Source organism: Polaromonas sp. C04 (assembly GCF_002002705.1).
In the GTDB taxonomy this organism is placed as follows: domain Bacteria; phylum Pseudomonadota; class Gammaproteobacteria; order Burkholderiales; family Burkholderiaceae_C; genus Rhodoferax_A.
The window spans coordinates 239439-265213 of sequence record NZ_MUNS01000022.1 but is presented as its reverse complement, the minus strand read 5'-3'; the positions used below and the strand labels follow the sequence as shown (position 1 = coordinate 265213).

General features: G+C 65.1%; 22 protein-coding genes. 4 read left to right on the top strand and 18 right to left on the bottom strand.

All coding sequences use genetic code 11. The features are described from left to right. From B0E49_RS05025 to B0E49_RS05010, 4 genes are all read left to right on the top strand, one after another. Nucleotides 1–2201 (top strand): type I secretion system permease/ATPase (locus tag B0E49_RS05025; RefSeq protein ID WP_077560883.1); only part of this gene is annotated, 2201 nt, incomplete at its 5' end. A gap of 61 nt (nucleotides 2202–2262) precedes the next feature. After that, entirely contained in the window at nucleotides 2263–3606 is a 1344-nt protein-coding gene (locus B0E49_RS05020; protein ID WP_077560863.1) for an HlyD family type I secretion periplasmic adaptor subunit, read from the top strand. Continuing rightward, entirely contained in the window at nucleotides 3596–5041 is a 1446-nt protein-coding gene (locus B0E49_RS05015; protein ID WP_077560862.1) for a TolC family protein, read from the top strand. Before B0E49_RS05020 ends, B0E49_RS05015 begins: the two co-directional genes overlap by 11 nt. Nucleotides 5042–5200: 159 nt before the next feature. Further along, nucleotides 5201–6277: a PA0069 family radical SAM protein gene (locus B0E49_RS05010; RefSeq protein WP_077560882.1), complete on the top strand. Its 1077-nt coding sequence runs from the start codon at nucleotides 5201–5203 to the stop codon at nucleotides 6275–6277. A 19-nt stretch (nucleotides 6278–6296) separates the two neighbouring features. Here the strand turns inward: B0E49_RS05010 and B0E49_RS05005 are convergent, their stop codons facing one another. The 18 genes from B0E49_RS05005 to B0E49_RS04920 form a co-directional block, all read right to left on the bottom strand. Then, entirely contained in the window at nucleotides 6297–6965 is a 669-nt protein-coding gene (locus B0E49_RS05005) for an amino acid ABC transporter permease (protein WP_077560861.1), read from the bottom strand. Between the two features lie 61 nt (nucleotides 6966–7026). After that, nucleotides 7027–7809, bottom strand: a complete 783-nt coding sequence (locus B0E49_RS05000) for a transporter substrate-binding domain-containing protein (RefSeq protein WP_174571066.1) — start codon at nucleotides 7807–7809, stop codon at nucleotides 7027–7029. Nucleotides 7810–7922: 113 nt separating this feature from the next. Beyond that, the gene (locus B0E49_RS04995; protein ID WP_077560859.1) at nucleotides 7923–9617 is read right to left on the bottom strand and encodes a phosphoethanolamine transferase; all 1695 of its coding nucleotides are present in this window, start codon (nucleotides 9615–9617) and stop codon (nucleotides 7923–7925) included. 55 nt (nucleotides 9618–9672) lie between these two features. Then, on the bottom strand, nucleotides 9673–10779 hold the full coding sequence (locus B0E49_RS04990) for an S-(hydroxymethyl)glutathione dehydrogenase/class III alcohol dehydrogenase (RefSeq protein WP_077560858.1): 1107 nt from the start codon (nucleotides 10777–10779) through the stop codon (nucleotides 9673–9675). 57 nt (nucleotides 10780–10836) lie between these two features. After that, on the bottom strand, nucleotides 10837–12201 hold the full coding sequence (locus tag B0E49_RS04985; protein WP_077560857.1) for an MBL fold metallo-hydrolase: 1365 nt from the start codon (nucleotides 12199–12201) through the stop codon (nucleotides 10837–10839). Between the two features lie 132 nt (nucleotides 12202–12333). Continuing rightward, nucleotides 12334–13473, bottom strand: coding sequence for a molecular chaperone DnaJ (gene dnaJ, locus B0E49_RS04980; RefSeq protein WP_077560856.1), 1140 nt, complete (start codon nucleotides 13471–13473; stop codon nucleotides 12334–12336). A gap of 126 nt (nucleotides 13474–13599) precedes the next feature. Continuing rightward, nucleotides 13600–15540 (bottom strand): molecular chaperone DnaK, encoded by a 1941-nt coding sequence (gene dnaK, locus B0E49_RS04975; RefSeq protein WP_077560855.1) that lies wholly within the window; start codon nucleotides 15538–15540, stop codon nucleotides 13600–13602. A gap of 80 nt (nucleotides 15541–15620) precedes the next feature. Beyond that, on the bottom strand, nucleotides 15621–16214 hold the full coding sequence (grpE, locus tag B0E49_RS04970) for a nucleotide exchange factor GrpE (RefSeq protein ID WP_077560881.1): 594 nt from the start codon (nucleotides 16212–16214) through the stop codon (nucleotides 15621–15623). 128 nt (nucleotides 16215–16342) lie between these two features. Beyond that, a complete protein-coding gene (locus tag B0E49_RS04965; RefSeq protein WP_077560854.1) occupies nucleotides 16343–16699 on the bottom strand; it encodes an FKBP-type peptidyl-prolyl cis-trans isomerase in 357 nt (118 codons plus the stop codon). A gap of 177 nt (nucleotides 16700–16876) precedes the next feature. Next, nucleotides 16877–17185 (bottom strand): winged helix-turn-helix transcriptional regulator, encoded by a 309-nt coding sequence (locus B0E49_RS04960; RefSeq protein ID WP_077560853.1) that lies wholly within the window; start codon nucleotides 17183–17185, stop codon nucleotides 16877–16879. A 155-nt stretch (nucleotides 17186–17340) separates the two neighbouring features. Continuing rightward, the gene (locus B0E49_RS04955) at nucleotides 17341–17805 is read right to left on the bottom strand and encodes a MarR family winged helix-turn-helix transcriptional regulator (protein ID WP_077560852.1); all 465 of its coding nucleotides are present in this window, start codon (nucleotides 17803–17805) and stop codon (nucleotides 17341–17343) included. Between the two features lie 25 nt (nucleotides 17806–17830). Further along, nucleotides 17831–18595: an ABC transporter ATP-binding protein gene (locus tag B0E49_RS04950; RefSeq protein ID WP_077560851.1), complete on the bottom strand. Its 765-nt coding sequence runs from the start codon at nucleotides 18593–18595 to the stop codon at nucleotides 17831–17833. An 11-nt stretch (nucleotides 18596–18606) separates the two neighbouring features. Further along, nucleotides 18607–20376 carry a branched-chain amino acid ABC transporter ATP-binding protein/permease gene (locus B0E49_RS04945; RefSeq protein ID WP_077560850.1) on the bottom strand — a complete coding sequence of 590 codons (1770 nt, stop codon included), beginning with the start codon at nucleotides 20374–20376 and terminating at the stop codon, nucleotides 18607–18609. Further along, nucleotides 20376–21416, bottom strand: a complete 1041-nt coding sequence (locus B0E49_RS04940; protein ID WP_077560849.1) for a branched-chain amino acid ABC transporter permease — start codon at nucleotides 21414–21416, stop codon at nucleotides 20376–20378. The genes B0E49_RS04945 and B0E49_RS04940 overlap by 1 nt, the downstream gene beginning before the upstream one ends. Before the next feature lie 31 nt (nucleotides 21417–21447). Further along, nucleotides 21448–22581 (bottom strand): ABC transporter substrate-binding protein, encoded by a 1134-nt coding sequence (locus B0E49_RS04935; RefSeq protein ID WP_077560848.1) that lies wholly within the window; start codon nucleotides 22579–22581, stop codon nucleotides 21448–21450. Nucleotides 22582–22618: 37 nt separating this feature from the next. Continuing rightward, on the bottom strand, nucleotides 22619–23038 hold the full coding sequence (locus B0E49_RS04930) for an acyl-CoA thioesterase (RefSeq protein ID WP_077560847.1): 420 nt from the start codon (nucleotides 23036–23038) through the stop codon (nucleotides 22619–22621). 4 nt (nucleotides 23039–23042) lie between these two features. Then, nucleotides 23043–23807, bottom strand: a complete 765-nt coding sequence (locus B0E49_RS04925; protein WP_077560846.1) for an SDR family NAD(P)-dependent oxidoreductase — start codon at nucleotides 23805–23807, stop codon at nucleotides 23043–23045. Nucleotides 23808–23890: 83 nt separating this feature from the next. After that, a complete protein-coding gene (locus B0E49_RS04920) occupies nucleotides 23891–25768 on the bottom strand; it encodes a feruloyl-CoA synthase (RefSeq protein ID WP_077560845.1) in 1878 nt (625 codons plus the stop codon). Nucleotides 25769–25775 lie beyond the last annotated feature (7 nt).

The window sequence follows — 25775 nt, the reverse complement described above, 5'->3', positions numbered from 1 at the left end:
GCGTCGATACTGCCTTGCAGTGCCTGCTCATGATGGCCAGCTTTCATGGCATTGCAGCCGACGAGGCCCAGCTCAAGCACGAGTTCGGCCCCGACGCCTTCGGCACGCAAACCCTGTTGCTTGCGGCCAAGCGCCTGGGCTTCTCGGCCCGGCAGGTCGCCCAGGCGCCCGAACGGCTGGAGCGCGCACCGCTGCCTGCCATCGCCACCGATCAGGAAGGCCGCTACTTCATCGTGGCCCGCATCGATGCCTCCAACAAGGACGCGCCCCGCGTCCTGCTCCAGCGCCCCGGCGAACCCCCCGCCGTGCTGCCCCTGGCCGACTTCCTTCAAATCTATAAGGGCGAGCTGATCTTCTTCACCAGCCGCGCCAGCTACGCCGGCGAGGTCGCCCGCTTCGACTTCAGCTGGTTCATCCCCGCCGTCGTCAAATACCGCCGGCTGCTGGGCGAGGTGCTGCTGATCTCCTTCGTGCTGCAGCTGATCGGCCTGGCCACCCCGATGTTCTTCCAGGTCGTGATGGACAAGGTGCTGGTTAACCACGCGATGAAGACCCTCAACGTCATCGCCATCGGCCTGATTTGCGCCACCGTGTTCGAGGCACTGCTCACCGGCATCCGCACCTACGTGTTCTCTCACACCAGCAGCAAGATCGACGTGGAGCTGGGTGCGCGCCTGTTCAAGCACCTGCTCAGCCTGCCCATCAGCTACTTCCAGGCGCGCCGGGTCGGCGACTCGGTGGCGCGCATCCGCGAGCTGGAGAACATCCGCTCGTTCCTCACCGGCAACGCCATGACCTCGGTGCTGGACGTGCTGTTCTCCTTCGTGTTCCTGGCCGTGATGTTGTGGTACAGCGCCTGGCTGACCCTCATCGTGGTGGTCTCGATCCCGCTGTACGTCGCGCTCTCCATGCTGTTCACCCCGATCCTGCGCCGGCGCCTGAACGACAAATTCAACAAAAGCGCGGAGAACCAGTCCTTCCTGGTCGAGACCCTCAGCGGCATCGACACCGTGAAAGCCATGGCGGTGGAGCCGCGCTGGCAGCACAAATGGGAAAAGCAGCTGGCCGCCTACGTCTCCGCCGGTCTGTCCACCACCAACATCGCCCTGTTCGCCGGCGGCGGCGTGACCCTGGTCAGCAAGCTGGTGACCGCCGCCATCATGTGGCTGGGGGCCCAGCTGGTGATCGACGACAAGCTGACGGTGGGCGAGCTGGTGGCCTTCACCATGCTGGCCAACCAGGTGGCCGCGCCGATCCTGCGCCTGGCGCAGCTGTGGAACGACTTCCAGCAGGTCGGCATCTCCATGAGCCGCCTGGGCGACATCCTGAACGCGCGCACCGAGGTCGCCGGCCAGAAAACCCGCATCCCGCGTGTGCAGGGCGCCATCGAGTTCGACCAGGTGTCGTTCCGCTACCGCCCCGACACGCCGGACGTGCTGCGCGCCGTCAACCTGACAATCCACCCCGGCGAGGTCATCGGCATCGTGGGCCGCTCCGGCTCGGGCAAGAGCACCCTGACCCGCCTGGTGCAGCGCCTGTACGTGCCGGACCGCGGCCGGGTGCTGGTCGACGGCCAGGACATCGGCATCATCGACACCACCTCGCTGCGGCATCAGATCGGCGTGGTGCTGCAGGAGAACGTCCTGTTCAGCCGCTCCGTCCGCGACAACATCGCGCTGTCCAACCCGGCGCTGCCGATCGAGGCCATCATCGACGCCGCAATACTCGCCGGCGCGCACGAATTCATCTGCGAGCTGCCCGAGGGCTACGACACCCTGGTGGGCGAACACGGTACCGGCCTGTCGGGCGGGCAGCGCCAGCGCATCGCGATCGCGCGGGCCTTGATCGCGAACCCGCGTATCCTGATCTTCGACGAGGCCACCAGCGCGCTGGACTACGAGAGCGAGGCCATCATCCAGCAGAATATGCGCCGCATCTGCGCCGGGCGTACCGTGCTGATCATCGCGCACCGATTGACGGCCGTGCGCGAGGCGAACCGCATCGTGGTCATCGAGCGCGGCCAGATCGCCGAGGTCGGCAGCCACGAGGAACTGCTGCGCAACCCACAGGGCATCTACACCCATCTGTACCGTCTGCAGCAGGGCGGCCCGCCCATTCACCAGGCTGGCCACCCGTCTGGCGCGCAGTCCTCGGCTCCAGGCCCTTCCGTACCCATGGCCCAAGCGGTGGCGGCGTCATGAGCGCCGCGCCGGGCCACCCCAAGCAAGCTCGCACCGCAGTGCGCAGCACGAAGGTACTCCAGTGAGCGCGCGCCACCGCCTGGCCGCCTGGCGCGAGCTGCTGGGCCATTACCGGCGCACGTTTGCCCACTTCTGGGCTCAGCGTAAAACCCTGGACGGCGGCCTGTTCAACGAACAGGAGGCCGAGTTCCTGCCCGCGGCCCTGTCCCTGCAGGAGAAACCCGTTTCCGCCAGTGTCCGACTGACCGCCGGACTCTTGATCGCGTTGGTGCTGATCGCCCTGGTCTGGTCCGTTCTGGGCAAGATCGACATCATCGTCACCGCCACCGGCAAGATCATTCCCTCGGGCTACACCAAGACCATTACCTCGGTGGATGTGGCGGCGGTGCGCGCCCTGCACGTGCAGGAAGGGCAGGCGGTGAAGGCCGGCGACCCCCTGATCGATCTCGATACCAGCGCCACCGACGCCGAGCACGACAAGGCGCAGGGCGACGAGACTCTGGCCACCTTGCAGATGGCGCGCTCGCAGGCGCTGGTCGCGGCCTTGCGCAGCGGCACGCCGCCGCGGCTGCCCAGGATGGCCGGCATCTCGCCAGCACAGTGGCAGGACGCTCAGCGCCAGCTGGACGGACAGTACCGCGACTACGCCACCAAGCTGGCGCGCATCGATGGCGATATTGCGCACTATGCGCAGAACTTGCCGCTGGCGACGCAAACGGCCAACGACTACAAGGTCTTGACCGGCAATCATGACGTGTCGCAGCACGCCTGGATCGAGAAGGAGCAGGCGCGCATCGACCTGCAGGGGCAACTGGCGGATGCGCAGCATCAGCGTGCTGCCCTGATCGCCCAGACCGGCAAGGAAGCGCAGGACGCCCTGCTGGAGGGTGAACGCATCGCGGGCGACAGCCGCCAGGATGCGAAACGGGCCGGCGAACACAGCCACTTGCTGCGCCTCACTGCGCCGGTGGACGGCACGGTGCAGCAGCTTACCGTGCACACCGTGGGCGCCGCCGTGCCCGCGGCACAGCCGCTGATGCTGATCGTGCCGCGACAAGGGCCGGTCGAGGTCGAGGCCTTCCTGGAGAACAAGGATGTCGGCTTCGTACAGGAGGGGCAGGGGGCCGAGGTCAAGATCGATGCCTTCGAATACACCAAGTACGGCACCATCCCCGCCAAAGTAACCCACGTCTCGCGCGATGCCATCCAGGACGAGAAAAAGGGCCTGATCTATTCTGTCAAGCTCACGCTGGAGCGCTCCAGTATCAACGTCGAGGGCCGCGACATGCCGCTGTCGGCCGGGATGTCGGCGAATGCGGAGATCAAGACCGGCACACGCCGCGTGATCGAGTACATCTTGTCGCCCCTGGTGCAGCATGCGCATGAGTCCCTGCATGAAAGGTAAACGCGGTGCTGCAACCGTTGCAGGGATCGTGCTGGGCGCCATGCTGTGCGGCCCGGCGCTGGCTTGGGATGCGATGAACACCTTGAGCACCCCGATAGAGGACCCCCTACTGACCCGTCCGCCGGTGCTCGATATCGGCACGGTGCTGCCGGGGGACAGCGCCCCTGCGCCTTGCTCCGACATGGACGTCGAGGGCAGTCCCTTGAGCTTGACGGAAGCGGTGGACGTGGCCTTGTGCCACAACCCGCAGGTGCAAAGCGCTTGGGCCGCGATCAAGGTGCAGGCGGCAGCGCTGGGGGAGTCGCGTGCGGCCTACCTGCCGACAGTCACGCTCAGCGCCAGCCGCATGGATGATCGGACCTGGTACCCGAATTACCCTGCGCCAAGTACCAACGTGCAGGCCGGTACGCTCTATGGCACGTTGAGCTGGCGGTTGTTCGACTTCGGCGCACGCAAGGAGAACAGCCGCGCCGCCACGGCCCTGCTCGATGCGGCCCTGGCCAACCACGATGCGGTCCTGCAAAAGACCCTGGCTGGTGTTATCCAGGCCTATTTCGACGCGCAGACGACCCAGGCCGCCTGGGCTGCGCGGCAAACCAACGAGGCGCTGGCGCGCCAGACGCTGGCGGCGGCGCAGCGCCGCGAGAGCCGTGGTGCCGGCGCCCAGACCGACACGCTGCAGGCGGCCACGGCTCTGGCCAAGGCGACGCTGGACCAGAGCCGTGCCCAGGGTGCGTACCAGAAGGCGCTGTCCGTGCTGGTCTATGCGCTCGGGGTGCCGGCGCAGACGCGCTTGAGCCTGACCGAAGACCTGGTGGATCCGAGCGACGGGCTGCGCCAGGACCTTGACGCCTGGCTGGAACAAGCCCAGGCGCAGCACCCCGCGATCGTGGCGGCGCGCGCGCAGCTGGCCGCGGCCCAAGCCAAGGTCGTGGCGACCCAGGCCGAGGGACTGCCGACGATCGACCTCACGGGCAGCTACTACCAGAACGGGCGGCCCAACCAGAGCTTGGCGACCATCAATACGCGCGAGACCCTGGTCGGGGTGACCTTGACCATCCCGCTGTTCGAAGGCTTCGCGCGCACGTACAAAGTGCGCGGCGCGCAGGCCCAGGTGGAGCAGAAGGAGGCCGACCTGCAGGACACCGAGAGCCAGGTGCTGATGGAACTGGTCAAAACGCATGCCGACGCGCTGGCCGCGCTGGACAACCTGCAGGCCTCGCAGCGCCTGCTGCAAGCCGCGCAGGCGGCACTGCAGAGCGTGCAGCGCAAGTTCGACAAAGGGGCGGCCGACATCCTGGATATCTTGAGCACGCAGGCGGCGCTGTCGGACGCGCAGCAAGAGCGCATCCGCGACCTGGCGGAGTGGCGCTCGGCGCGGCTGCGACTGCTGGCCGATGCGGGGATGCTGGGGCACCAGGGGTTGGGGCCGTGAGGGCGGATCTGCGTTACTAAAAGGTGCGTGGATGGAATGATTGAATACTGGTTGTTTGTACAGTATTATTGTCACCATGACACTCCGCAAGGCTTCCCCGCCGTCAGCCCGACCGCTGCGCCATGCCGGCGGGATGGAGGCAGCCCCTTGAGCGACGTGATGATTCCCCTGCACGCCATCAAGGGGCGGGGCACGGCTACGCGCATTGCGCACCGGTTCGAGCTCGACGTGCGCGATGCCTTCGACGATGGCTGGGACACCCTGGCGGCTGACGTGCAGAGTGATTCGGCACCCCCCGCCACGCAGGTCACGTTCGAAGACGCCAAAAGCGCGCTCACACACAACGAGTCGCCCGACATTTACTTCGACTACGGCCTGAACCCGTACCGCGGCTGCGAGCACGGTTGCGTGTACTGCTATGCACGGCCGACGCACAGCTACCTGGGCCTGTCGCCGGGGCTGGACTTCGAGACCCGCATCGTCGCCAAACGCAACATTGCCGTCGTGCTGGCGCGCGAGCTGGCGGCGCCGCGCCATGTGCCGCGCATGATTGCGCTGGGCACGGTGACCGATCCCTACCAGCCGGTCGAGCGCGAGCTGCGCCTCACGCGCGGCGTGGTCGAGTTGCTGCAGCAATGCCACCATCCGTTCGCCGTGGTGACCAAGGGCAGCGGCGTGGAGCGCGACCTGGACCTGATCGCGCCGATGGCGCAGGCGGGGCTTGCGGCGGTGTATGTGACCGTCACCACGCTCGATGCCAATCTCGCGCGCATTCTGGAGCCGCGTGCCGCCGCACCCTGGCGGCGACTGCGTACCATCCGCACGCTGGCGGATGCCGGCGTGCCGGTGGGTGTCAGCGTGGCGCCGCAAATCCCGTTCGTGAACGAAGACATGGAGCAGGTGCTGGCCGCCGCTTGGGAGGCGGGCGCGCGCAGCGCCTTCTACACCGTGCTGCGCCTGCCGTGGGAGCTGAGTCCGCTGTTTCGCCAGTGGCTGGAACTGCACTATCCGCAGCGCGCCGCGCGCATCATGGCGCGCATCCACGACATGCGCGGCGGCAAGGACTATGACAGTGATTTTGCGACGCGCATGAAGGGCAGTGGTCTGTGGGCCGAGCTGGTGCGCCAGCGCTTCGAAAAAACCTGCCGCCGCCTGGGGTTCAATCGCGAGCGCATCGAGCTCGACGCGAGCCAGTTCCGCCCTGGTGAGGCGGTAGGGCAGGGCAGTTTGTTCTAGCGCCGGGCCTTGTCGCCCTTCAACGCAAATAGCTGCGGTTCAGCCGCACTTCCAGCTTTTTCTGCAGCGTCTCAAAGAAGGCGCTCATGGCCCAGTAGATGCCCGCGGCGGCCAGGTACAGCGGGAACGGCTGGAACGTGGTCGCAATCACTTCCTTGGTGGCCAGCATCAGCTCGCTCACGGCAATCACCGACACCAGCGAGGTGTCCTTGATCAGGCTGATCAGGCTGTTCGACAGGCTGGGCACGGCCAGGCGCAGCGCCTGCGGGCCGACGATGTAGCGCAGGGTTTGCGTCTGCGTCAGGCCCAGGCTGCGCGCGGCGTTCCACTGGCCGTGTTCCACGCCGTTGATTGCGCCGCGGATGGTCTCGGACAGGTAGGCGCCGACGTTCAGGCTCAGGCCCAGAATGCCCGCGGTGATCGGCTCGAACTGGATGCCGATGCTGGGCAGGCCGAAGTAAATCACGAACAGTTGCACCAGCAGCGGCGTGCCGCGCATGCAGCTCACATACAGGGTGGCGAATTGCGACAGCGCGGGCACCTTGGCCATGCGTGTGATCGCCACCAGAGTGCCCAGCACCGCGCCGAAAATCACGGACGCCACGGCCAGCACCAGCGTGTAGCCGGCGCCCCTGAGCATCACCGGCAGCGCGTCGCGCAGCAATTGCGTCAAGCCATGCAGGTCCATACATCACTCTCCCGATTTGAATAAAAAAACCCGGCCGCAGCCGGGTTGCCAAGCGCGAAAATTATTTCGCGAGTGGCGGTTTGCTGACGTCGCGGTCAAACCATTTGTTGGAGATTTTCGCAAAACTGCCATCGGCCTCCATATCGGCCAGTGCCTTGTCCAGCGCCGCTTTGAACTTCGGGTTGTTCTTGGCAAACGGGATACCGTTTTTCTCAATCTCGCCCACGGGTGCACCGGCCTTGAGCGGCAGTTTGGTTTTCTTGATGATGTAGGGGATCAAGAGGCTGTCGTTCATCGCGGCGTCGATGCGCCCCAGCGCCAGATCCTGTAGGTACTCGGTGGAGCCGGGGTAGGTCTTGATGTCGATGCCGCCTACCGCCTTGGCCATATCGGCAAAGTTGGTGCCCTGGCCCAGGCCAAGCTTCTTGCCCCTCAGATCCGCCAGCGTTTTGAAATCACGTTTTTCGTCCTGGCGCACGATCAACTGTGGGCTGGAGATGGTGTAGGGCTCTGAAAAATCGAAAGTCTCCTTGCGCTTGTCGGTGATGCCGACCTGGTTGATCACCACGTCGTATTTGCCTGCCTGCAAGCCGGCCAGAAGAGCACTCCATTCCCCGGTGGTGAAATCGGCCTTCACGCCGAGTTTTTGTGCCAATGCGTTGGACAGCTCGACCTCAAAGCCGGCCAGCTGGCCATTTTCCTTGTAGTTGAAGGGCGGGTAGGTGCCTTCCATCGCCACCCTGAGCGTGCCGCGCTGCTTGACGGTGTCGAGCAGGTCGGCGGCGCCGGCGTGCAGGGTGGTGGCCAAAAGAAGGGAAATTGCCAGGATTTTTCGAATATGCATATTCAGTCCGGTTATAAGTAATGGTTTTAATGTGGGTTTTGGATATTACAGCCAGCCATGCCTTGTTGACAGGCCGGAGCCTGACAGGCCTGGTGCCACCATGGGAATTCGCGTCATGGTTTGGCGCAGCCCGCGTAGATGTCCATCGATCGCTGGTAAACGCTGGTTTGCACGTCAAGCAAGCCCAGGACGGAATGAAAGTAATTGTCTTGTGAAACCGGTGCATCCAGCTGGCGCTTGAGACAGGCCGTTGTGATTTTGTCGCGCTGCTGGAACGACGGTGACAGCCAGGTAATCCAGGGCACATGCTTTTGCACGTCGGGCGCGATGCTGTAGGGCAGGCCGTGCAGGTAGAGGTTGTTTTCACCCAGCGATTCGCCATGGTCCGCGACATAAATCATGGCGGGTGAATACTGCTGCTCCTGCGTCTTGAGCCATTCGATGCTGGAGGCCAGGAAATGATCGGTGTACAGCACGGTGTTGTCGTAGGCGTTCACCAACTGTTCACGGTCGCAGTCCTGCAAGTTGTTGCTGGTGCATTCGGGCAGGAATTTCTTGTAGGCCGCGGGGCTGCGTTTGTAGTAGGCGGGGCCGTGGCTGCCCATCTGGTGCATTACCACGACCACGCCTTTGGCGCGCGCCGCAGCCGGCAGGGCGGCGATGCGCTCGTTGATCTTGTCCAGCATGATGGCATCAAAACACTCCCCGCCCTGGCACAGGCCCGGCACCTTGAGCTGCGAGGTGTCGACATGGGGAACCCGGTCGCACACGCCTTTGCAGCCCGCCTGGTTGTCGATCCACAGCACGGCCAGTCCGGCGCGCTGCAGCACATCGAGAAGACCTTCGTAATTGACCTTGCGGGCCTCGAAGTCCGTGCGCCCCAGAGGGGAAAACATGCACGGCACCGCGCTGGCCGTGCTCGTGCCGCACGACCAGGCGTTGCGCAGGCTCACCACATCTTCCCGCGCCAGCTCCGGCGTGGTGGCGCGTGCATAGCCGTTCAGGCCGAAGTTGCCGGCGCGTCCGGTCTCGCCCAGCACCAGCAGCAGCAGGGGTGGTTTGCTTTGGGTGGCGTAGCTGGCGCCGAGGTGGGCGTCTTCGCCGATTGGCAGCAGCACCGAGTCGTTGCGCTCGAGCGGCTTGGCGGCGATGTCGCCGAGCGCATAGAACGAATTGAGCGGGTTGATCAGGTAGCGCATTTGGGTGTGGTTGCGCATGACCGACGAGACGTCCTTGTACAAAATGGCCGTAACCCCGACCAATACTGCGCAGGACGCTATGAAAGCCATAGTATTGACGAGCAGCCGTCGGCCAAAGGTGAGGCGCCTCAAGGGCTTGCGCCAGAGCCACACGGCCGGCAGGATCGCCAGCACCAGCACGCTGCCCAGCATGCGCCAGCTGACAAGGTCGCCCACTTCACGCGGGTTGGTCTGCAGCACGTTGATCATCATGGTGGTGTCGATGACCACGCCGTAGCTCAACATGAAATAGGCGCCAAAGGCGCCGGCCAGCAGGAACAGGGTGATGGCTGGCTTGAGTGTCCAGCGCCAGGCCAGCAGACTCAGCAGTGCGCTGGTGGCGGCGGCAATCATCACCGCAAATCCCGCGCCAAACCACAGGCCGCGGGTGTTGTCCAGCCCGGGCAGGCGCGCCAGTTGCTGCCACAGCGCCAGGTTGCAGGCCGTGGCAATCCAGACCGAGGCCAGCACGATGACCCAGACCGGATGCAGGGCAGCCCGCTCCCGTTCGGGTGAAAAAAATGACGACAGGGCGAACTCGGTGGTGCGGAACAGTTTCAGCGACGACATGGTTCTGGATTTTCGCTGTTTTTGCGGTTTTGGCGGTTCGCCAGAGGTGCACGGGTCAGTAAAGCACCACGCCGCGGATCGACTCGCCGCGCTTCATGAGCTCGAAGCCCTTGTTGATGTCCTCCAGTGGCATGGTGTGCGTGATCAGGTCGTCGATGTTGATCTTGCCCTCCATGTACCAGTCGACGATCCTGGGCACGTCGGTGCGCCCGCGCGCGCCGCCAAAGGCCGAGCCTTCCCACTTGCGCCCCGTGACGAGCTGGAACGGCCGCGTGCTGATCTCGGCACCGGCTTCGGCCACGCCGATGATGATGCTGCGGCCCCAGCCCTTGTGCGTGCATTCGAGCGCCTGGCGCATCACCTGCGTGTTGCCGATGCACTCGAAGCTGTAGTCGGCGCCGCCGTCGGTCAGCTGCACGATGGCATCGACGATGTTCTCGTGCTCCTTGGGGTTGAGGAAGTGCGTCATGCCGAACTGGCGCGCCATGGCTTCGCGCGCCGGGTTCAGGTCCACGCCGATGATCTTGTCGGCGCCCACCATCTTCGCGCCCTGGATCACGTTCAGCCCGATGCCGCCCAGGCCGAAGACGACCACATTCGCGCCGGCCTCGACCTTGGCCGTGAAGATCACGGCGCCGATGCCGGTGGTGACGCCGCAGCCGATGTAGCAGACCTTGTCGAAAGGCGCGTCCTTGCGGATCTTCGCCAGCGAGATCTCGGGTGCCACCGTGTAGTTGCTGAAGGTGGATGTGCCCATGTAATGAAAGATGGGTTTGCCGTCCAGGCTGAAGCGGCTGGTGGCATCGGGCATCAGGCCCTTGCCTTGCGTGCCGCGGATCAGCTGGCACAGGTTGGTCTTGCGGCTCAGGCAGAACTTGCACTGGCGGCATTCGGGCGTGTACAGCGGGATGACGTGGTCGCCGCGTTGAAGCGTGGTCACGCCGGGGCCGACATCGACCACGATGCCCGCGCCTTCGTGGCCCAGGATCGAGGGGAAGATGCCTTCAGGATCGGCGCCCGACAGCGTGTAGTAGTCGGTGTGGCAGATGCCGGTGGCCTTGATCTCGACCAGCACCTCGCCGAATTTCGGACCTTCGAGGTCCACGGTTTCGATGGTCAGGGGCTGGCCGGATTGCCAGGCGACGGCGGCGCGGGTTTTCATGGGGATGACTGCAGGTAAAGAAGAATCCCTGCACTATAGATGCAAGACGGCACGCCGCTAACCGGGCCAGGTCGAGCCATGCTCGGGCACCATGGCGCGCCACTTCAGTTCGTGTTCGATGCGCTTGCGCAGTTCGTCGGACGCCCCCATGTCGCCGTGCACCACATAGACTTCATCGGGGGCGCGCGGCAATGTGCGCAGCCACTGCATCAGCTGGTTGGCGTCGGCGTGCGCCGAGGCCGACTGCAGTTGCACGACCTCCGCATTCACGGCTATGTCCTGGCCATGAAGACGCACGGTCTTGGCGCCGCTGGCCAGCGTGGCCCCGCGCGTACCCGGCGCCTGATAGCCGGTCAGAACAATCATGTTGCGATGGTCGCCAGCGTACAGCGCCAGGTGGTGCAACACCCGCCCGCCGGTTGCCATGCCGCTGCCTGCGAGGATCACCATCGGGCCGTGCCGTTTGGCCAATGCCTTGGACTGCTCGGTCGTCTCCACCATGGTGGCGGCATGGCCCATGGCATGTGCCTCCCGCGTGCTCAGGCGGTGCTCGCCCGGGTGGCGCTCGAACAGGCCGGTGGTTTTGATGGCCATGGGACTGTCGAGAAACACCGGCAACGAAGCCGGCAGAGCGCCGCCGGCCTTGAGACGGGCGATGGCATGCAGCAGCGCCTGCGCGCGTCCGACCGCAAACACCGGCACCACCGCGACGCCGCCGCGCGCGGCGACGCGTTTCAGGGCCGGTCCAAGCTCTGCCATCACGTCCTCCACCGGATGCACGCGGTCGCCATAGGTGGATTCGATCAATACCGTATCTGCGGCCGGGGCCGGGTCCGCAGGGAGCATCAGCAAGTCATCGGGGCGCCCCAGATCGCCGGAGAACAGGATGCGCCGCCCCGCCGCCTCCAGCAATACGCTGGCGGCGCCCAGAATGTGCCCCGCCATGGAGAAGGTGGCGTGCCAGCCCGGCACGGGCTCGAACTCCCTGGAGAAGGGAACGCTCCTGAACAAGCGCAGGCAGTCCAGCGCATCGCGCCGTGTGTACAGAGGCAAGGCCGGCGTGTGCTTCGAGAAGCCATGCCGATTGGCAAAGTCGGCATCTTCTTCCTGGATGTGGCCGCTGTCTGGCAGCAGGATGCCGCACAGGTCGCGCGTGCCGGCGGTGGCATACACGTGGCCCGAAAAGCCCTCGCGCGCCAGCAGCGGCAGATAGCCGCTGTGGTCCAGGTGGGCGTGCGTCAGTATGACAGCGTCAATCTTGTCCGGCGCCACAGGCAAGGGGCGCCAGTTGCGCAGCCGCAGCTGCTTGTAGCCCTGGAACAAACCGCAGTCGACCAGCACACTCTTGCCTGCGTGCTGCACCAGGTACCTGGAGCCGGTGACGGTGCCGGCCCCGCCCAGAAACGTGATGTTGACGCTCATCTGATCCCTTCATTCGCTGCCGCAATGATGCTACAGGAGCCGCGCTCATGCGCCGTCCAGAGGCCGTCCACGCCCGGTCAGGGCGACGCAGCCGGCCGGGGCATCAGGTTTCGGGGCGCCAGCCGGGGCGCTTCAGGCGGTGAAGAAGCTCTTCAGTTTGTCGGTCCAGCTGCCCTCGCTGGGCGAGTGTTTGGCGCCGCCTTTTTTGAGCGACTCGTCGAGCTCCTTGAGCAGCTTGCGCTGGTGCTCTGTCAATTTCACAGGCGTTTCCACCGTGATGTGGCAGTACAGATCACCCGGGTAGCTGGAGCGCACGCCCTTGATGCCCTTGCCGCGCAGGCGGAACTGCTTGCCGCCCTGCGTGCCTTCGGGAATGTCGATGGCGGCTTTGCCGGCCAGCGTGGGCACGTCAATCTCGCCGCCCAGCGCGGCCGTGGTGAAGCTGATCGGCACCTCGCAGTGCAGGTCGTCGCCATCGCGCTCGAAGATGTTGTGTTTCTTGAGGCGAATCTCAATATAGAGATCGCCCGGCGGGCCGCCATTCGTGCCCGGCTCGCCATTGCCGGTGCTGCGGATGCGCATGCCGTCATCGACGCCAGCCGGAATCTTGATTTCCAGCGTCTTGTTGCTCTTGATCTTGCCCTGGCCGTGGCAGGTGGTGCACGGTTCGGGGATGAGCTTGCCCGTGCCGCGGCACGTCGGGCAGGTCTGCTGCACGCTGAAAAAGCCCTGGCGCATCTGCACGGCACCGGCGCCGTGGCAGGTGGTGCAGGTGATGACTTTGGTGCCGGGCTTGGCGCCCGTGCCATGGCAGGTGGCGCAGTCGTCCCAGGTGGGAATGCGGATCTGCGCTTCCTTGCCCTGGGCCGCCTCTTCGAGCGTGACCTCCATCGCATAGCTCAGGTCGCCGCCGCGAAACACCTGCCGGCCACCCTGGGCCCGGCCGCCGCGCTGGCCGTTGAAGATGTCGCCGAAGATGTCGCCAAACGCCTCGGCAAAGCCGCCAAAACCTTCCGCGCCCGGGCCGCCGCGCATGTTCGGGTCGACGCCGGCATGGCCGTACTGGTCGTAAGCGGCGCGCTTTTGCGCGTCGCTCAGCATCTCGTAGGCCTCCTTGGCTTCCTTGAACTTGGCCTCGGCCGTCTTCGCCACATCGCCCTGGTTGCGGTCCGGGTGGTGCTTCATCGCCAGCTTGCGATAAGCCTTCTTGATCTCTTCATCGCTGGCGTTTTTCGGAACGCCCAGGGTTTCGTAATAGTCTCGTTTGGCCATGGGGATTGCGTCTTCAGTGAGCGGAAAATTTTGCGGCCCGGATGTGCGAAAGCGGAAATCCCGGATGACTCCCGGTTTCCGCTTCGCTGTCTCGAGGCTGCGACTTCAGTGGCCTGCCGGCCTGCATCAGCCCTTTTTGACTTCCTTGACCTCGGCATCCACCACGTTGTCATCGGCCGCCGGTTGCTCCGGCGACTGGGCACCTGCCGTGCCGGCCCCTGCGGACGCGGCGGCTTGCTGCGCCTGCATGTCGGCGTACATCTTCTCGCCCAGTTTCTGGCTGGCGGTGGTCAGGGTATTGGTCTTTTCCTCGATCGCGGCCTTGTCCTCACCCTTGAGGGCTTCGTCCAGGTCCTTGATCGCGGCTTCGATCTTTTCCTTCTCGCCGGCATCGAGCTTGTCGCCGTACTCAACGAGGCTCTTGCGCACGCTGTGCACCATCGCCTCGCCCTGATTTCGGGCCTGCACCAGTTCCAGTTTTTTCTTGTCGTCGGCCGCGTTGATCTCGGCGTCCTTCACCATTTGCTGGATCTCGGCCTCCGTCAGGCCCGAGTTGGCCTTGATGGTGATCTTGTTCTCCTTGCCGGTGCCCTTGTCCTTGGCGCCCACGTGCAGGATGCCGTTGGCGTCGATGTCGAACGACACCTCGATCTGCGGCGTGCCGCGCGCCGACGGCGGGATGCCTTCGAGGTTGAATTCGCCCAGCAGCTTGTTGCCGCTGGCGATGTCGCGCTCGCCCTGGAACACCTTGATCGTCACGGCCGGCTGGTTGTCCTCGGCGGTCGAGAAGGTCTGTGCGAACTTGGTCGGGATGGTCGTGTTTTTCTTGATCATCTTGGTCATCACGCCGCCCATGGTCTCGATGCCCAGCGACAGCGGCGTCACGTCCAGCAGCAGCACGTCCTTGCGGTCGCCACTGAGCACCTGGCCCTGGATGGCGGCGCCCACGGCCACGGCTTCGTCGGGGTTCACGTCCTTGCGCGGGTCCTTGCCGAAGAATTCCTTGACCTTGTCCTGCACCTTGGGCATGCGCGTCATGCCGCCCACCAGAATCACGTCGTTGATATCGGATACGCTCACGCCGGCGTCCTTGATGGCCGTACGGCACGGGCCGATGGTGCGCTCGATCAGCTCGTCCACCAGCGACTCCAGCTTGGCGCGCGTCATCTTGATGTTCAGGTGCTTGGGGCCCGAGGCATCGGCCGTGATGTAGGGCAGGTTGATGTCGGTCTGTGCGCTGTTGGACAGCTCGATCTTGGCTTTTTCGGCGGCATCCTTCAGGCGCTGCAATGCCAGCACGTCCTTGGACAGGTCGACGCCTTGCTCCTTCTTGAACTCGCCGACGATGTAGTCGATGATGCGCTGATCGAAGTCTTCGCCGCCCAGGAAGGTGTCACCGTTGGTGGACAGCACCTCGAACTGCTTCTCGCCATCGACATCGGCGATCTCGATGATGGAGATGTCGAACGTGCCCCCGCCCAGGTCGTACACCGCGATCTTGCGGTCGCCCTTTTCCATCTTGTCCATGCCGAAGGCCAGCGCGGCCGCGGTCGGCTCGTTGATGATGCGCTTGACATCCAGCCCGGCAATCCGGCCCGCGTCCTTGGTGGCCTGGCGCTGGCTGTCGTTGAAGTAAGCGGGCACGGTGATCACGGCCTCGGTGACGGGTTCACCCAGGTAATCCTCGGCGGTCTTCTTCATCTTGCGCAGGATGTCGGCGCTGACCTGCTGGGCGGAAATCTGCTTGCCGCGCACCTCGACCCAGGCGTCGCCGTTGTCGGCCGCGACGATCTTGTAGGGCATGAGGTTGATGTCCTTTTGCACCTCTTTTTCGGTGAATTTGCGCCCGATCAGGCGCTTGACGGCATACAGGGTGTTCTTCGGGTTGGTGACGGCCTGGCGCTTGGCCGAGGCGCCCACCAGCACTTCGCCGTCTTCCTGGTAGGCCACGATCGAGGGCGTGGTGCGCGCGCCCTCGGAATTTTCAATGACCTTGGGCGTGCTGCCCTCGATGATGGACACACAGCTGTTGGTGGTGCCCAGGTCGATCCCGATGATTCTTCCCATGATGTTTACTCCTGCGATTTTTGAAAAATGAATAAGCGTTACTTGTGGATAGCCGGAGGTGTTTCAAGCCCTTGAGGCCGTCATTTCGGCGCTGCGACCGTCACCAGCGCGGGGCGCAGCACGCGTTCGGCGATCAAATAGCCCTTTTGCAGCACCGTGACCACAGTATTGGGCTCCTGATCGGCCGGCACCATGCTGATGGCCTGGTGCTGATGCGGGTCGAATTTGCTGCCGGCGGGCGGATTGACCTCGATCACCTTGTTGCGCTCCAGCGCCGCTTTGAGCTGGCGCAGCGTGACCGTGGTGCCTTCGCGGATCTGTTCCAGCGTGGCATCCTTCACGGCCAGGCCGGCTTCCAGGCTGTCTGCTACCGGCAACAAGCTCTCGGCAAAGCTCTCAAGTGCAAATTTGCGGGCCTTGGAGATTTCCTCTTCGGCGCGGCGGCGGGCATTTTCGGTTTCGGCCTTGGCGCGCAAAAAGTGGTCGGACAACTCCGCGACCCTGGTCTTGAGGCCGTCCATCTCGGCCTGCACGCCGATCATGTCGGCCGCGGCCTGCGCTTCGTTCGCGGCCAGGGCGGCTTCGCGCTCCTCGGGCGAGGCGTCGGCCGGAATTCCATCCGCTGCCGGGGCGTTCATGGATTGATTTTGCTCGGGGTTCTGATGGTTGGACATGCTTGAAAATGGGATTTTGAGTGGCCAGTTCTTCATTTAAGGGCGGCATCGCGCCTTTCAAGCCCTGGCTGCGACGCGAGGCCAGACCCGCGAACCGGCTGCCGCCGCCGGGGCGCCGGAGTGTTTGTTTACTTGACGCCGAGCAGTTCGACGTCGAACTTGAGCGTGGCGTTGGGCGGAATCACGCCGCCGGCGCCGCGCGCGCCATAGCCCAGGTCCGCCGGAATGATCAGGGTGCGCGCCCCGCCAACCTTCATGCCCGCGACGCCTTCGTCCCAGCCGCGAATCACCATGCCGGCGCCCAACGAGAACACGAAAGGGTCCTTGCGGTCCTTGCTGGAGTCGAACTTGGCGCCTTGCACGCCGTCGTTGAAGAGCCAGCCGGTGTAATGAACGGTGACGCTCTGGCCTTTCGTGGCCTGGGCGCCGTCGCCGGTGGCGGTGTCATGGTATTGCAGGCCGGATGCGGTGGTGATCATGCTCAATCCTTGGTTGGTGCGCTATATAAAATATAGCAAGCTATGCATTGTTACAGAGGGAAAAGTCCCAAAACTTCCCGAATTATGCCAGCCTGCCAGCCGGCTCCCTGCGGCACATCCGGCCTGCAGAAACGAAAAAGGACAGGTCACGCCTGTCCTTTGGATCCCCAAAAAGAAAAGGGCTTACTTCTTTTTCGCCTGGCTGGCCGCCCACTTGCCGGCAAAGGCCTGCAGGTCGTTCAGGCGCTTGAGCAGATCGACACCCGACGCCGTGACGCCATAGCCATCGGTGCCATGGTTCACCAGGCCGGCCTCACGCAGCTCCTTGATGCGGGTGTTGAGCGTGTTCGGGGTGATGCCGCCGACGCTGTCCTGCAGCAGCCGGAAGGTCTGCGCATGGCCATCCCTGAGCGCCCACAGCACACGCATCGCGTAGCGCGACTCCAGCAGGCTCAGCAACTGGCTGACGGCGGCATTTTCCTTGGAACTCATTCGTCGATCTCCTCGTATATTTAATTGGGTAGGTGGTGCCGGCCCCTCGCCGCGCACCCACCAGGGCGAGGCAAATATAGCGCAGTTTCCTGGATGCTACAAGTTTCATAGCTGTTAGTGCCCGAAATACGTGGGCTCAGAGCCATAAACGCCAACTATTTGGCTTTTATATAGATTTTTTGCAGCAGCCGCATCAGGGTTTTCCGCTCGGTCGCGCTCAGGCGGCCGGTGGCCTGGGCTTCGAGCTCGCTGGCGGTGTGCTCGGCATCGCGCATCAATTTCTGGCCGGCTTCGGTCAGGTGCAGCCCCGTGGCGCGGCGGTCGTGCGGGTGCGGCCGGCGCACGATCAGTTCGCGCTTTTCCAGCGCGTTGATCATGCCCACCAGGTTGGGCGGCAGGATGCTCAGCGCGCTGCAAAGCTGGCGCGAGGTGATGCCGGGGTTGTGGGTGATTAGCGACAGTACCGAGAAATCCACCGGCCGCAACTCGTACACGGCCATGTGCCGCAGGAACGACTCGATGATGGCCAGCGCCGCGCGCCGGGCGTTGTAGCCCATCAGCGACTCAAGGTAGCTGGCGTCGACCTCGGTGACGAAGGTGCTGGATTCTTTGGGTGCCATGGAAGGGGCCAGGGATGAAGTGGCGCTAATCTACACCAGCGCCACTTGAGGCTGGCGCGGCCGGTGTGCGCGACGCACCCAGGTAGGTGTCGATCACGCGGGCGTCGGTGGCGAGATCAAAGGCGCGTCCCTGCAGGCTGACGCTGCCCATTTCCAGCACATAGCCGTGGTCGGCGGCCTCCAGCGCGGCGCGCGCGTTTTGCTCGACCAGCAAAATCGTGACACCGGTCTTGCGCAGTTCTTCCACGGTGTGGAAGATCTCGCGCACGATCAGCGGCGCCAGGCCCAGGCTGGGCTCGTCCAGCATCAAGAGCGTGGGGCGCGACATCAGGGCGCGCGCCACCGCCAGCATCTGGCGTTCGCCGCCCGACAGCGTGCCGGCCAGTTGCAGGCGCCGCTCCTTCAGGCGCGGGAACAGCGCGTACACCACGTCCAGCTGGTCGCGCCATTTCGGGTTGCGCAGGCGCACCTGGCGGAACGCGCCGAGCACGAGGTTGTCTTCCACCGGCATGGTGCCGAACAGTTCGCGCTTTTCGGGCACCAGCGCAATGCCCAGCATCACGCGCTCTTCGAGCGACAGCTTGCCCAGTGGCTGGCCCTGGAATTCGATCTGGCCGCGCGCCGGCAGGATGCCCATCAGGGCGTTGAGCAGGGTGGACTTGCCGGCGCCGTTCGGGCCGATCACGGTGATCACGCTGCCCGCCGTGGCCTGCAGGTCGATGCCGTGCAGGACTTCGGCGCGGCCGTAACCGGCATGCAGGTCCGTCACTTTGAGCAGGGGAGTCGTCATGCGCGGGCCCTTCAGTGTTCGGTGCCGAGATAGGCGGCGCGCACCGCGGGGCTTTGCTGGACCTCGGCCGGCGTGCCCTCCATCAGGTGCGTGCCGAATTCCATCACCACGATGTGGTCCGTCACGTCCATCACCAGGTCCATGTCGTGCTCCACCAGCAGGATGCTCATGCCCTCGGCGCGCAACTGGCGCAGCACGCCCGCCAGCGCCTGTTTTTCCTTGTGGCGCAGGCCAGCCGCCGGCTCGTCCAGCAGCAGCAGGGCCGGGTCGCTGCACAGGGCGCGGGCAATCTCGAGCAGGCGCTGCGGGCCCATGGCCAGGTTACCGGCCAGCTCGTGCAGGCTGTCGCCCATGCCCACGCGTTGCAGCTGGTGCGCGGCCTCGCGCAGCAGGCGCTGTTCTTCCGGCCGGTCCAGCCGCAGCATGGCCGACAGCGCGCCGCGGCGGCCGCGCAGGTGGGCGCCCAGCGCGACGTTTTCGAGCACCGTCATGTCGGGAATCATCTTCACGTGCTGGAAGGTGCGCGCCACGCCGCGCCGGGCAATCTCGCGCGAGGGCAGGCCGCTGACCACGTCGCCGCGAAAGCGCACTTCGCCGGTCGTCAGCCCCAGCACGCCGGTGATCAGGTTGAAGGTGGTGGACTTGCCCGCGCCGTTGGGGCCGATCAGGCCGACGATCTGCCCGGCCCGCACCGAGAAGCTGATGTCGTTCACGGCGATCAAACCGCCGAATTGCTTGCGCACCGCGCGCACGTCCAGTACCAGATCGCCCGGTGCGGGCTTGGACCGTTCTTCAAGCGGTGCGGCGCCGTCCCAGTCGTTCGGACGCGGTTTTTTGGGCAGGCGCTGGGCCACAAAAGACCAGATGCCGTCGGGCAGGTACTTGAGCACCAGCACCAGCACGATGCCGAACACGATGGTCTCGTAGCTGCCGCTGGTGCCGAACAGCTGGGGCAGCAGCACCTGCAACTGGTCTTCCAGCAGCTTGGTCAGGGCCGCCCCGGTGACTGCACCCCAGACGTAGCCGGCGCCGCCCAGCACCGCCATGAACAGGTACTCGATGCCCCATTTGATGCCGAACGGCGAGGGGTTTACGGTGCCTTGATAGTGCGCGAACAGCCAGCCCGAAACGCTCGCGAACAGCGCGGCAATCAGGAAGATGCCGATTTTGTAGCGCAGCGTATTCACGCCCATGGCCTCGGCCATCTGCGCGCCGGTGCGCAGCGAGCGGATGGCGCGCCCGGTGCGCGAGTCGAGCAGGTTGATCAGCGAAAAGGCCGCCAGCAGCACCAGTACCCAGGTCAGCAGGAAAAAGGGCCGGCCCTGGCTCAGGTTCCAGTTCCCCAGGCTGATGCCGGGCACGCCGAGCAGGCCATCGTATTTGCCCAGGGCGTCAAGATTGCCCATCAGGTAGTACAGCGACAGCCCCCAGGCGATGGTGGCCAGCGGCAGGTAGTGGCCCGACATGCGCAGCGTGATCCAGCCCACCACCAGCGCGCTGATGGCCGTGATGCCCAGACCCACGAGCACCGTGAGCCAGGGCGAGAGCCCGGCGTTGATCGTCAGGTAGGCGCTGGTATAGGCCCCGATGCCCACAAAAGCGGCCTGGCCAAAAGAGGTGAGGCCGCCAATGCCCGTGAGCAGCACCAGGCCCAGCACGACCAGGCTGTACAGGCCGATGTAGTTGAGTTGCGTGATCCAGAAATCCGGCAGCGGCAGCCAGGCGATCAGGACGATGGCGGCCAGCAGCGCCAGCGGCTGCATTTTTGAGGTCCGGCGCATCAGTGGTCCTCCCCCGCGTGTTTGTCGGTCAGCGAGAGCCAGAACAGGATGGGCAGGATCAGCGTGAAGACGATCACCTCCTTGAAGGCGCTGGCCCAGAACGAGCCAAAGGATTCGACCACGCCGACGAACAGCGCCCCGATCGCGGTGGCCGGGTAGCTGGCCAGGCCACCGATCACGGCGGCGACGAAGCCCTTCAGGCCGATCAGGAAGCCCGAGTCATAGAACACGGTGGTGGTCGGGCCGATCAGGAGCCCCGACAGCGCGCCGATCAGCGCGGCCATGGCCAGTGTCAACTGGCCCGCGGTGTGCGCCGAGATGCCCATCAGGCGTGCGCCGAGCCGGTTCACGGCGGTGGCGCGCAGCGCCTTGCCATACAGCGTGCGCTCGAAGAACAGCCACAGCAGCACGATCAGCGCCAGCGAGACGGCGCCGATGATGATGGCCTGCCCGCTCAGGGTCACGGCGCCGAGCTGGTAGCGCACGCCCCAGAACGGGGGATTGCGAAAGCCCTCGGCGCCAAAGAACAGCAGCGCCAGCCCGGTCATGGCGAAATGCACGCCGACCGACACGATCAGGAGCACCAGCGTGCTGGCATCGGCCAGCGACTGGAAGGCCACGCGGTAGATCAGCGGGCCGAACGAGGTGACGATGGCGATCGTCAGCAGGACCTGCACCAGCATGGGGAACTGCCGCGGCGCCGCCCAGGCCGTGACGGCAGCCACCGCCAGCGGCACGACCAGCGTGCGCCCGGCGGCCCTCAAGGCGGCCCCCGCCCGGTGATGGCGCTGCCAGGCGGTGGCGGCATCCATGGCGGCGGCCACCCCCGCCAGCATGATCAGCAGCCAGACGGTGCCGGGCACCTGACCGGTCTGCAATATCGCCAGGGTCAGCGCGCCGTAGGCCACGAACTCTCCCTGCGGGATGAAAATCACGCGCGTCACCGCAAACACCAGCACGATGGCCAGGCCGAGCAGGGCGTAGATGGCCCCGCTGGTAAGGCCATCGAGCAGCAGGATGCTCGCGATCGAAATGTCCATGGAACAGGTCCCGGGGTTGGAAGGGAAAAGGTCAGTCGACCTTGAATTCCCCGTTCACGACCTTGAGCATCACGCCGGTCTCGTTGGTAAAGCCCCAGTGGTCCTGCGCCGTGTAATCCAGCACGCCGTGCGACACGATGGTGCGCCCCATGGTTTCAATCCCGTCACGCAGCGCGGCACGGAACTCCTTGGTGCCGGGCTTGCCCTTTTTCAGCGCGCCAGGCACCACTTTCTCCAGCACCAGCATCGTGTCGTAGCCGTGGCCGGCAAACTGGTTGCGTGAGCCGGGGCCATAGGTCTTTTCGTATTGCTGAACGAACGCAATGGCCACCTTCTTGGAAGGGTGGCTGTCCGGCAGCTGCTCGGCAATCACGGCCGGCCCGGACACCACATAGGTGCCTTCCACTTCCTTGCCGCCGATCCGCATCAGGTCGCGCGTGGCCGCGGCGTGCGTCTGGTAGAGCTTGCCCTTGTAGCCGCGCTCGACCACGGCCATCTCCGGCATGGCCGCGCCGCTGCCCGAGGCCACGATCAGGATGGCGTCCGGATTCGCGGAGGTCAGCTTGAGGGCCTGCGCCGTCACGCTGGTATCGGAGCGCGCAAAGCGCTCGGTGGCCACCACCTTGATGCCGTTCTTGGCGGCCTCGGCGGTGAAGGCCTTGAGCCAATCCTCGCCATAGGCGTCGGTGTAGCCGAGGAAGCCCACCGTCTTGATGCCCTGCTTCTTCATGTGGGCCACCATGGCGTAGGACATCACGGCGTTGGATTGCGGCAGGCGGAAGGTCCAATGGTCCTTGCCCGGTGGCAACACGGCGGGCGACAGGGCCAGTTGCACGGTTTCCGCTTCGGCTGCGACCGCTGCCATGGGAATGGCGACCGGCGTGGCGACCGAGCCGACAATGACGTCCGCCTTGTCCTCGCTCAACAGGCGACGCGTGTTCTTGACCCCCTGAGTCGGATCGGAGGCGTCATCGAGCACGATTACATTGAGCTTTTCGCCGTCAATGCTTTTCGGCCACAGCGCAATTTCGTTCTTGACCGGGATGCCCAGGCCGGAGGCCGGGCCGGTGAGCGGCAGGACCACGCCGATCGTGATGTCGGCCAGGGCGGCGCCCGACAGGCACAGAGCGACGGCGGCGGTCACGAGGGATTTGGTGTGTTTCATGAAGAAGTCTCCTTGGGTTTGAGGGTCGAGAAAAAAATCAGCCGCACAGCGCACGGATGTCGGCCGGTACCGGGATGGCCTTGAGCCGGCCCGGCTCGCCGGGCGGATGGATCACAAAGGCGCGCGTCTCGCGGCCTTCGCACAGCAGGTCGTCGCCACGCCGGATCAGGTGTTGTTGCAAGAAAACCTTGTTGCGCCACTCTTCGACGCTGGTATGAATGTGCAGCGTTTCGCCATAGGTGGCCGAGCGCAGGAATTTTGTGTGGATCTCCAGCAGCGGCGTGCCGACGATACCAGTGGTCCGGGTCAGTTCGCGCCAGGGCGGCAGGCCGCACGCCATGAAGAAGTTCAGCGACGAGGCGTCCATCCATCTCAGGAAGTTGGGAAAAAAGACGATGCCCGCGGGATCGCAGTCGCCGAATTGCACCTTGACTTCGTAAACCTGCGTCCTGCCCATGCGTTCACCGGGGCGCCATGCGCAGCGCGCCGTCCAGGCGGATGACTTCGCCATTCAGGTGCGTGTTGGTGACGATGTGGGCAGCCAGTTCGGCGAATTCCGACGGCTTGCCCAGGCGTGGCGGGAACGGGATGCTCGCGGCCAGCGAGGCCTGCACGGGCTCGGGCAACTGCCGCATGAGCGGCGTGGCGAACAGGCCGGGCGCGATGGTGCAGACGCGGATGCCGTGCTGCGCCAGGTCGCGCGCCATCGGCAGCGTCATGCCGACCAGGCCGCCCTTGGAGGCGCTGTAGGCCTGCTGGCCGACCTGGCCGTCGAACGCGGCCACCGAGGCGGTGAACAGCATCACGCCGCGCTCGCCGTCGGCCAAAGGGGACAGCTTGGCGCATTCGGCAGCAAACAGGCGGCTCGCGTTGTAGGTGCCGATCAGGTTGACGTTGATGACCCTGGCGAAGTCTTCCAAAGGGGCGGGCGAGCCGTCCTTGCCGACCACGCGCTTGGCCGAGCCGATGCCCGCGATGTTCATCAGGATGCGCGCCGGGCCGTGGGCGGCGGCGGCCTTGGCGATCGCGGCCTGCAGGCTGTCGGTGTTGGTGATGTCGCACTGGCAGGCGATACCGTTGATTTCTGCTGCGACCTTTTCGGCGTTGGCCAGGTTCACATCGAGCACGGCGACTTTCGCGCCGAGCCGGGCCAGTTCGCGCGCGGTGGCCTCGCCGAGGCCGGAGCCGCCGCCCGTGACGAGTGCGGCATGTCCTTGAATGTTCATGGTGAAGACTCCTGGTTCACTATTAATTTGGTAGCTGGATGCGAAGGCTGGATAAGGGCTGCAGGCACTTTCTCTTGAAAATATCAGCGTTCGCCGGGTTTGAGAATGTGGGCGGCCGTGCCGTCGTGCAGCGCGCGCACCAAGGCGTCGCGGTGCTTGAGCACGGCGCGCTGGTTGATCGAGCCCTTGTCGGTCACCTCGCCCTTGTCGATGGAGGGCGGCTCGGCCAGCAAAATGGCGCGCGCGATGCGGTTCGCGCTGCCAGTGGATTGCTGCGCCAGTTCGGTGAAGACGCGGCTGAAATGCGCCAGCACCGGTGCGCTCTCAAGCACCTCGGCCAGCGACGCGCCGGCATCCAGTCCGCTCAGCGTGCGCACGGCGGCCGTCGGGAAAATCATCGCGCCGACCTCATTGAGGTTGAGTCCGGTGAGCACGGCGTCCTGGATGTAGGGCGCGCCCGCCGCAATGATTTTGGCGCGCAGCGGACCGACGCTGACAAAAGTGCCGGTGGCCAGTTTGAAGTCCTCCGCGATGCGCCCGTCGAACTTCAGTCCTTGGTGAATGTCGTTCTCGTCGATCCACTGGACCGCATCGCCGGTGCAGAAGAAACCTTCGTCGTCGAACGCCTCGGCCGTGGCCTCGGGCGCGCGCCAATAGCCCGGCGTGATGTTGGGGCCTGCATAGCGCACCTCGGTCTTGCCGTCCACCGGCACCAGCTTGAGCACGATGCCGGGCGCGGGCACGCCGATGTCGCCGGCCTTCACATTCGGGCTGGTCACGAACACCGCGAACGGCGAGGACTCCGTCATGCCCAAGCCCGTGCCCATGACGATGCGCTCGCCGATCTCGGCCTCCTGCGTGGCATGCAGGCTGTCCCAGACCGGCTGTGCGAGCGCCGCGCCCGCATAGAAGAACATCTTCACGCGCGACAGCAGCGTCTTGCGCAGTTGCGCATCGGTCTTCATGGCGTTGGCAATCGCCTCGAAGCCGGTGGGCACGTTGAAGTACACCGTGGGCGCGATCTCGCGCAGGTTGCGCAGGGTCTCGCTCATCAGCGCGGGCGTGGGCTTGCCGTCGTCGATGTACAGCGTGCCGCCGTTATAGATCGTCAGGCCCACGTTGTGGTTGCCGCCGAAGGTGTGGTTCCAGGGCAGCCAGTCGACCAGCACCGGGGGCTCCTCGGCCAGCACCGGCATGGACTGGCGCATCTGCTGCTGGTTGGCGCACCACATGCGGTGCGTATTGATCACGGCCTTCGGGCTTTTGGTCGAGCCCGAGGTGAACAGGAATTTGGTGATGGTGTCCGGCCCGGTGGCCTGCATGGCGGCGTCCACCTGCGGCGTCGGCGCGGTGGCCAGCAGCGAGGCGAACGGGGTGGTGGGACGGCCGTCCAGCGAGCCCTCGTGCAGCACGACCTCGACGTCGAGGCCCGCGGTGGCCTGGATCGCCTTGCCATAGCGCGCGGTGTCGCTGGCAAACACCAGCCCCGGCGTCAGTGTTTCGAGAATGTGGCGCAGCTTTTCGTAGTCCACGCTGACCACGCTGTAGGCCGGCGAGGCCGGGCAGTAGGGGATTCCCGCGTACAGGCAGCCGAGCGCCAGCTGTGCGTGCTCCAGGCTGTTCTCGCTCAGGATCACCACCGGGCGCTCGGCGCTCAGGCCGCGGTCCAGCAACGCCTGCCCGACCGCGCGTGCGGTAACCAGCGCCTCGCCGTAGCTGATGTGGCGCCAGTCACCCGTGCTGCCGTCGGCATTCTTGACGCGGCGCGCCAGGAAGCTGCGCTCGGGCGCGGTCTGCGCCCAGTGCAGGAAGCGGTCGGTGATGCGCGCCGCGTAGTCGGCCAGCGGCTGGTCGGCTTCGAGGTAGCGCACGCCCCCGATGCCATCGCGCAGCAGCACGCGCGTGACGCCGAATTTCAGGGGGCGGTAGCGCGGTGCGGAAGAGGGTTTTGTCTCGCTCATGATCTGG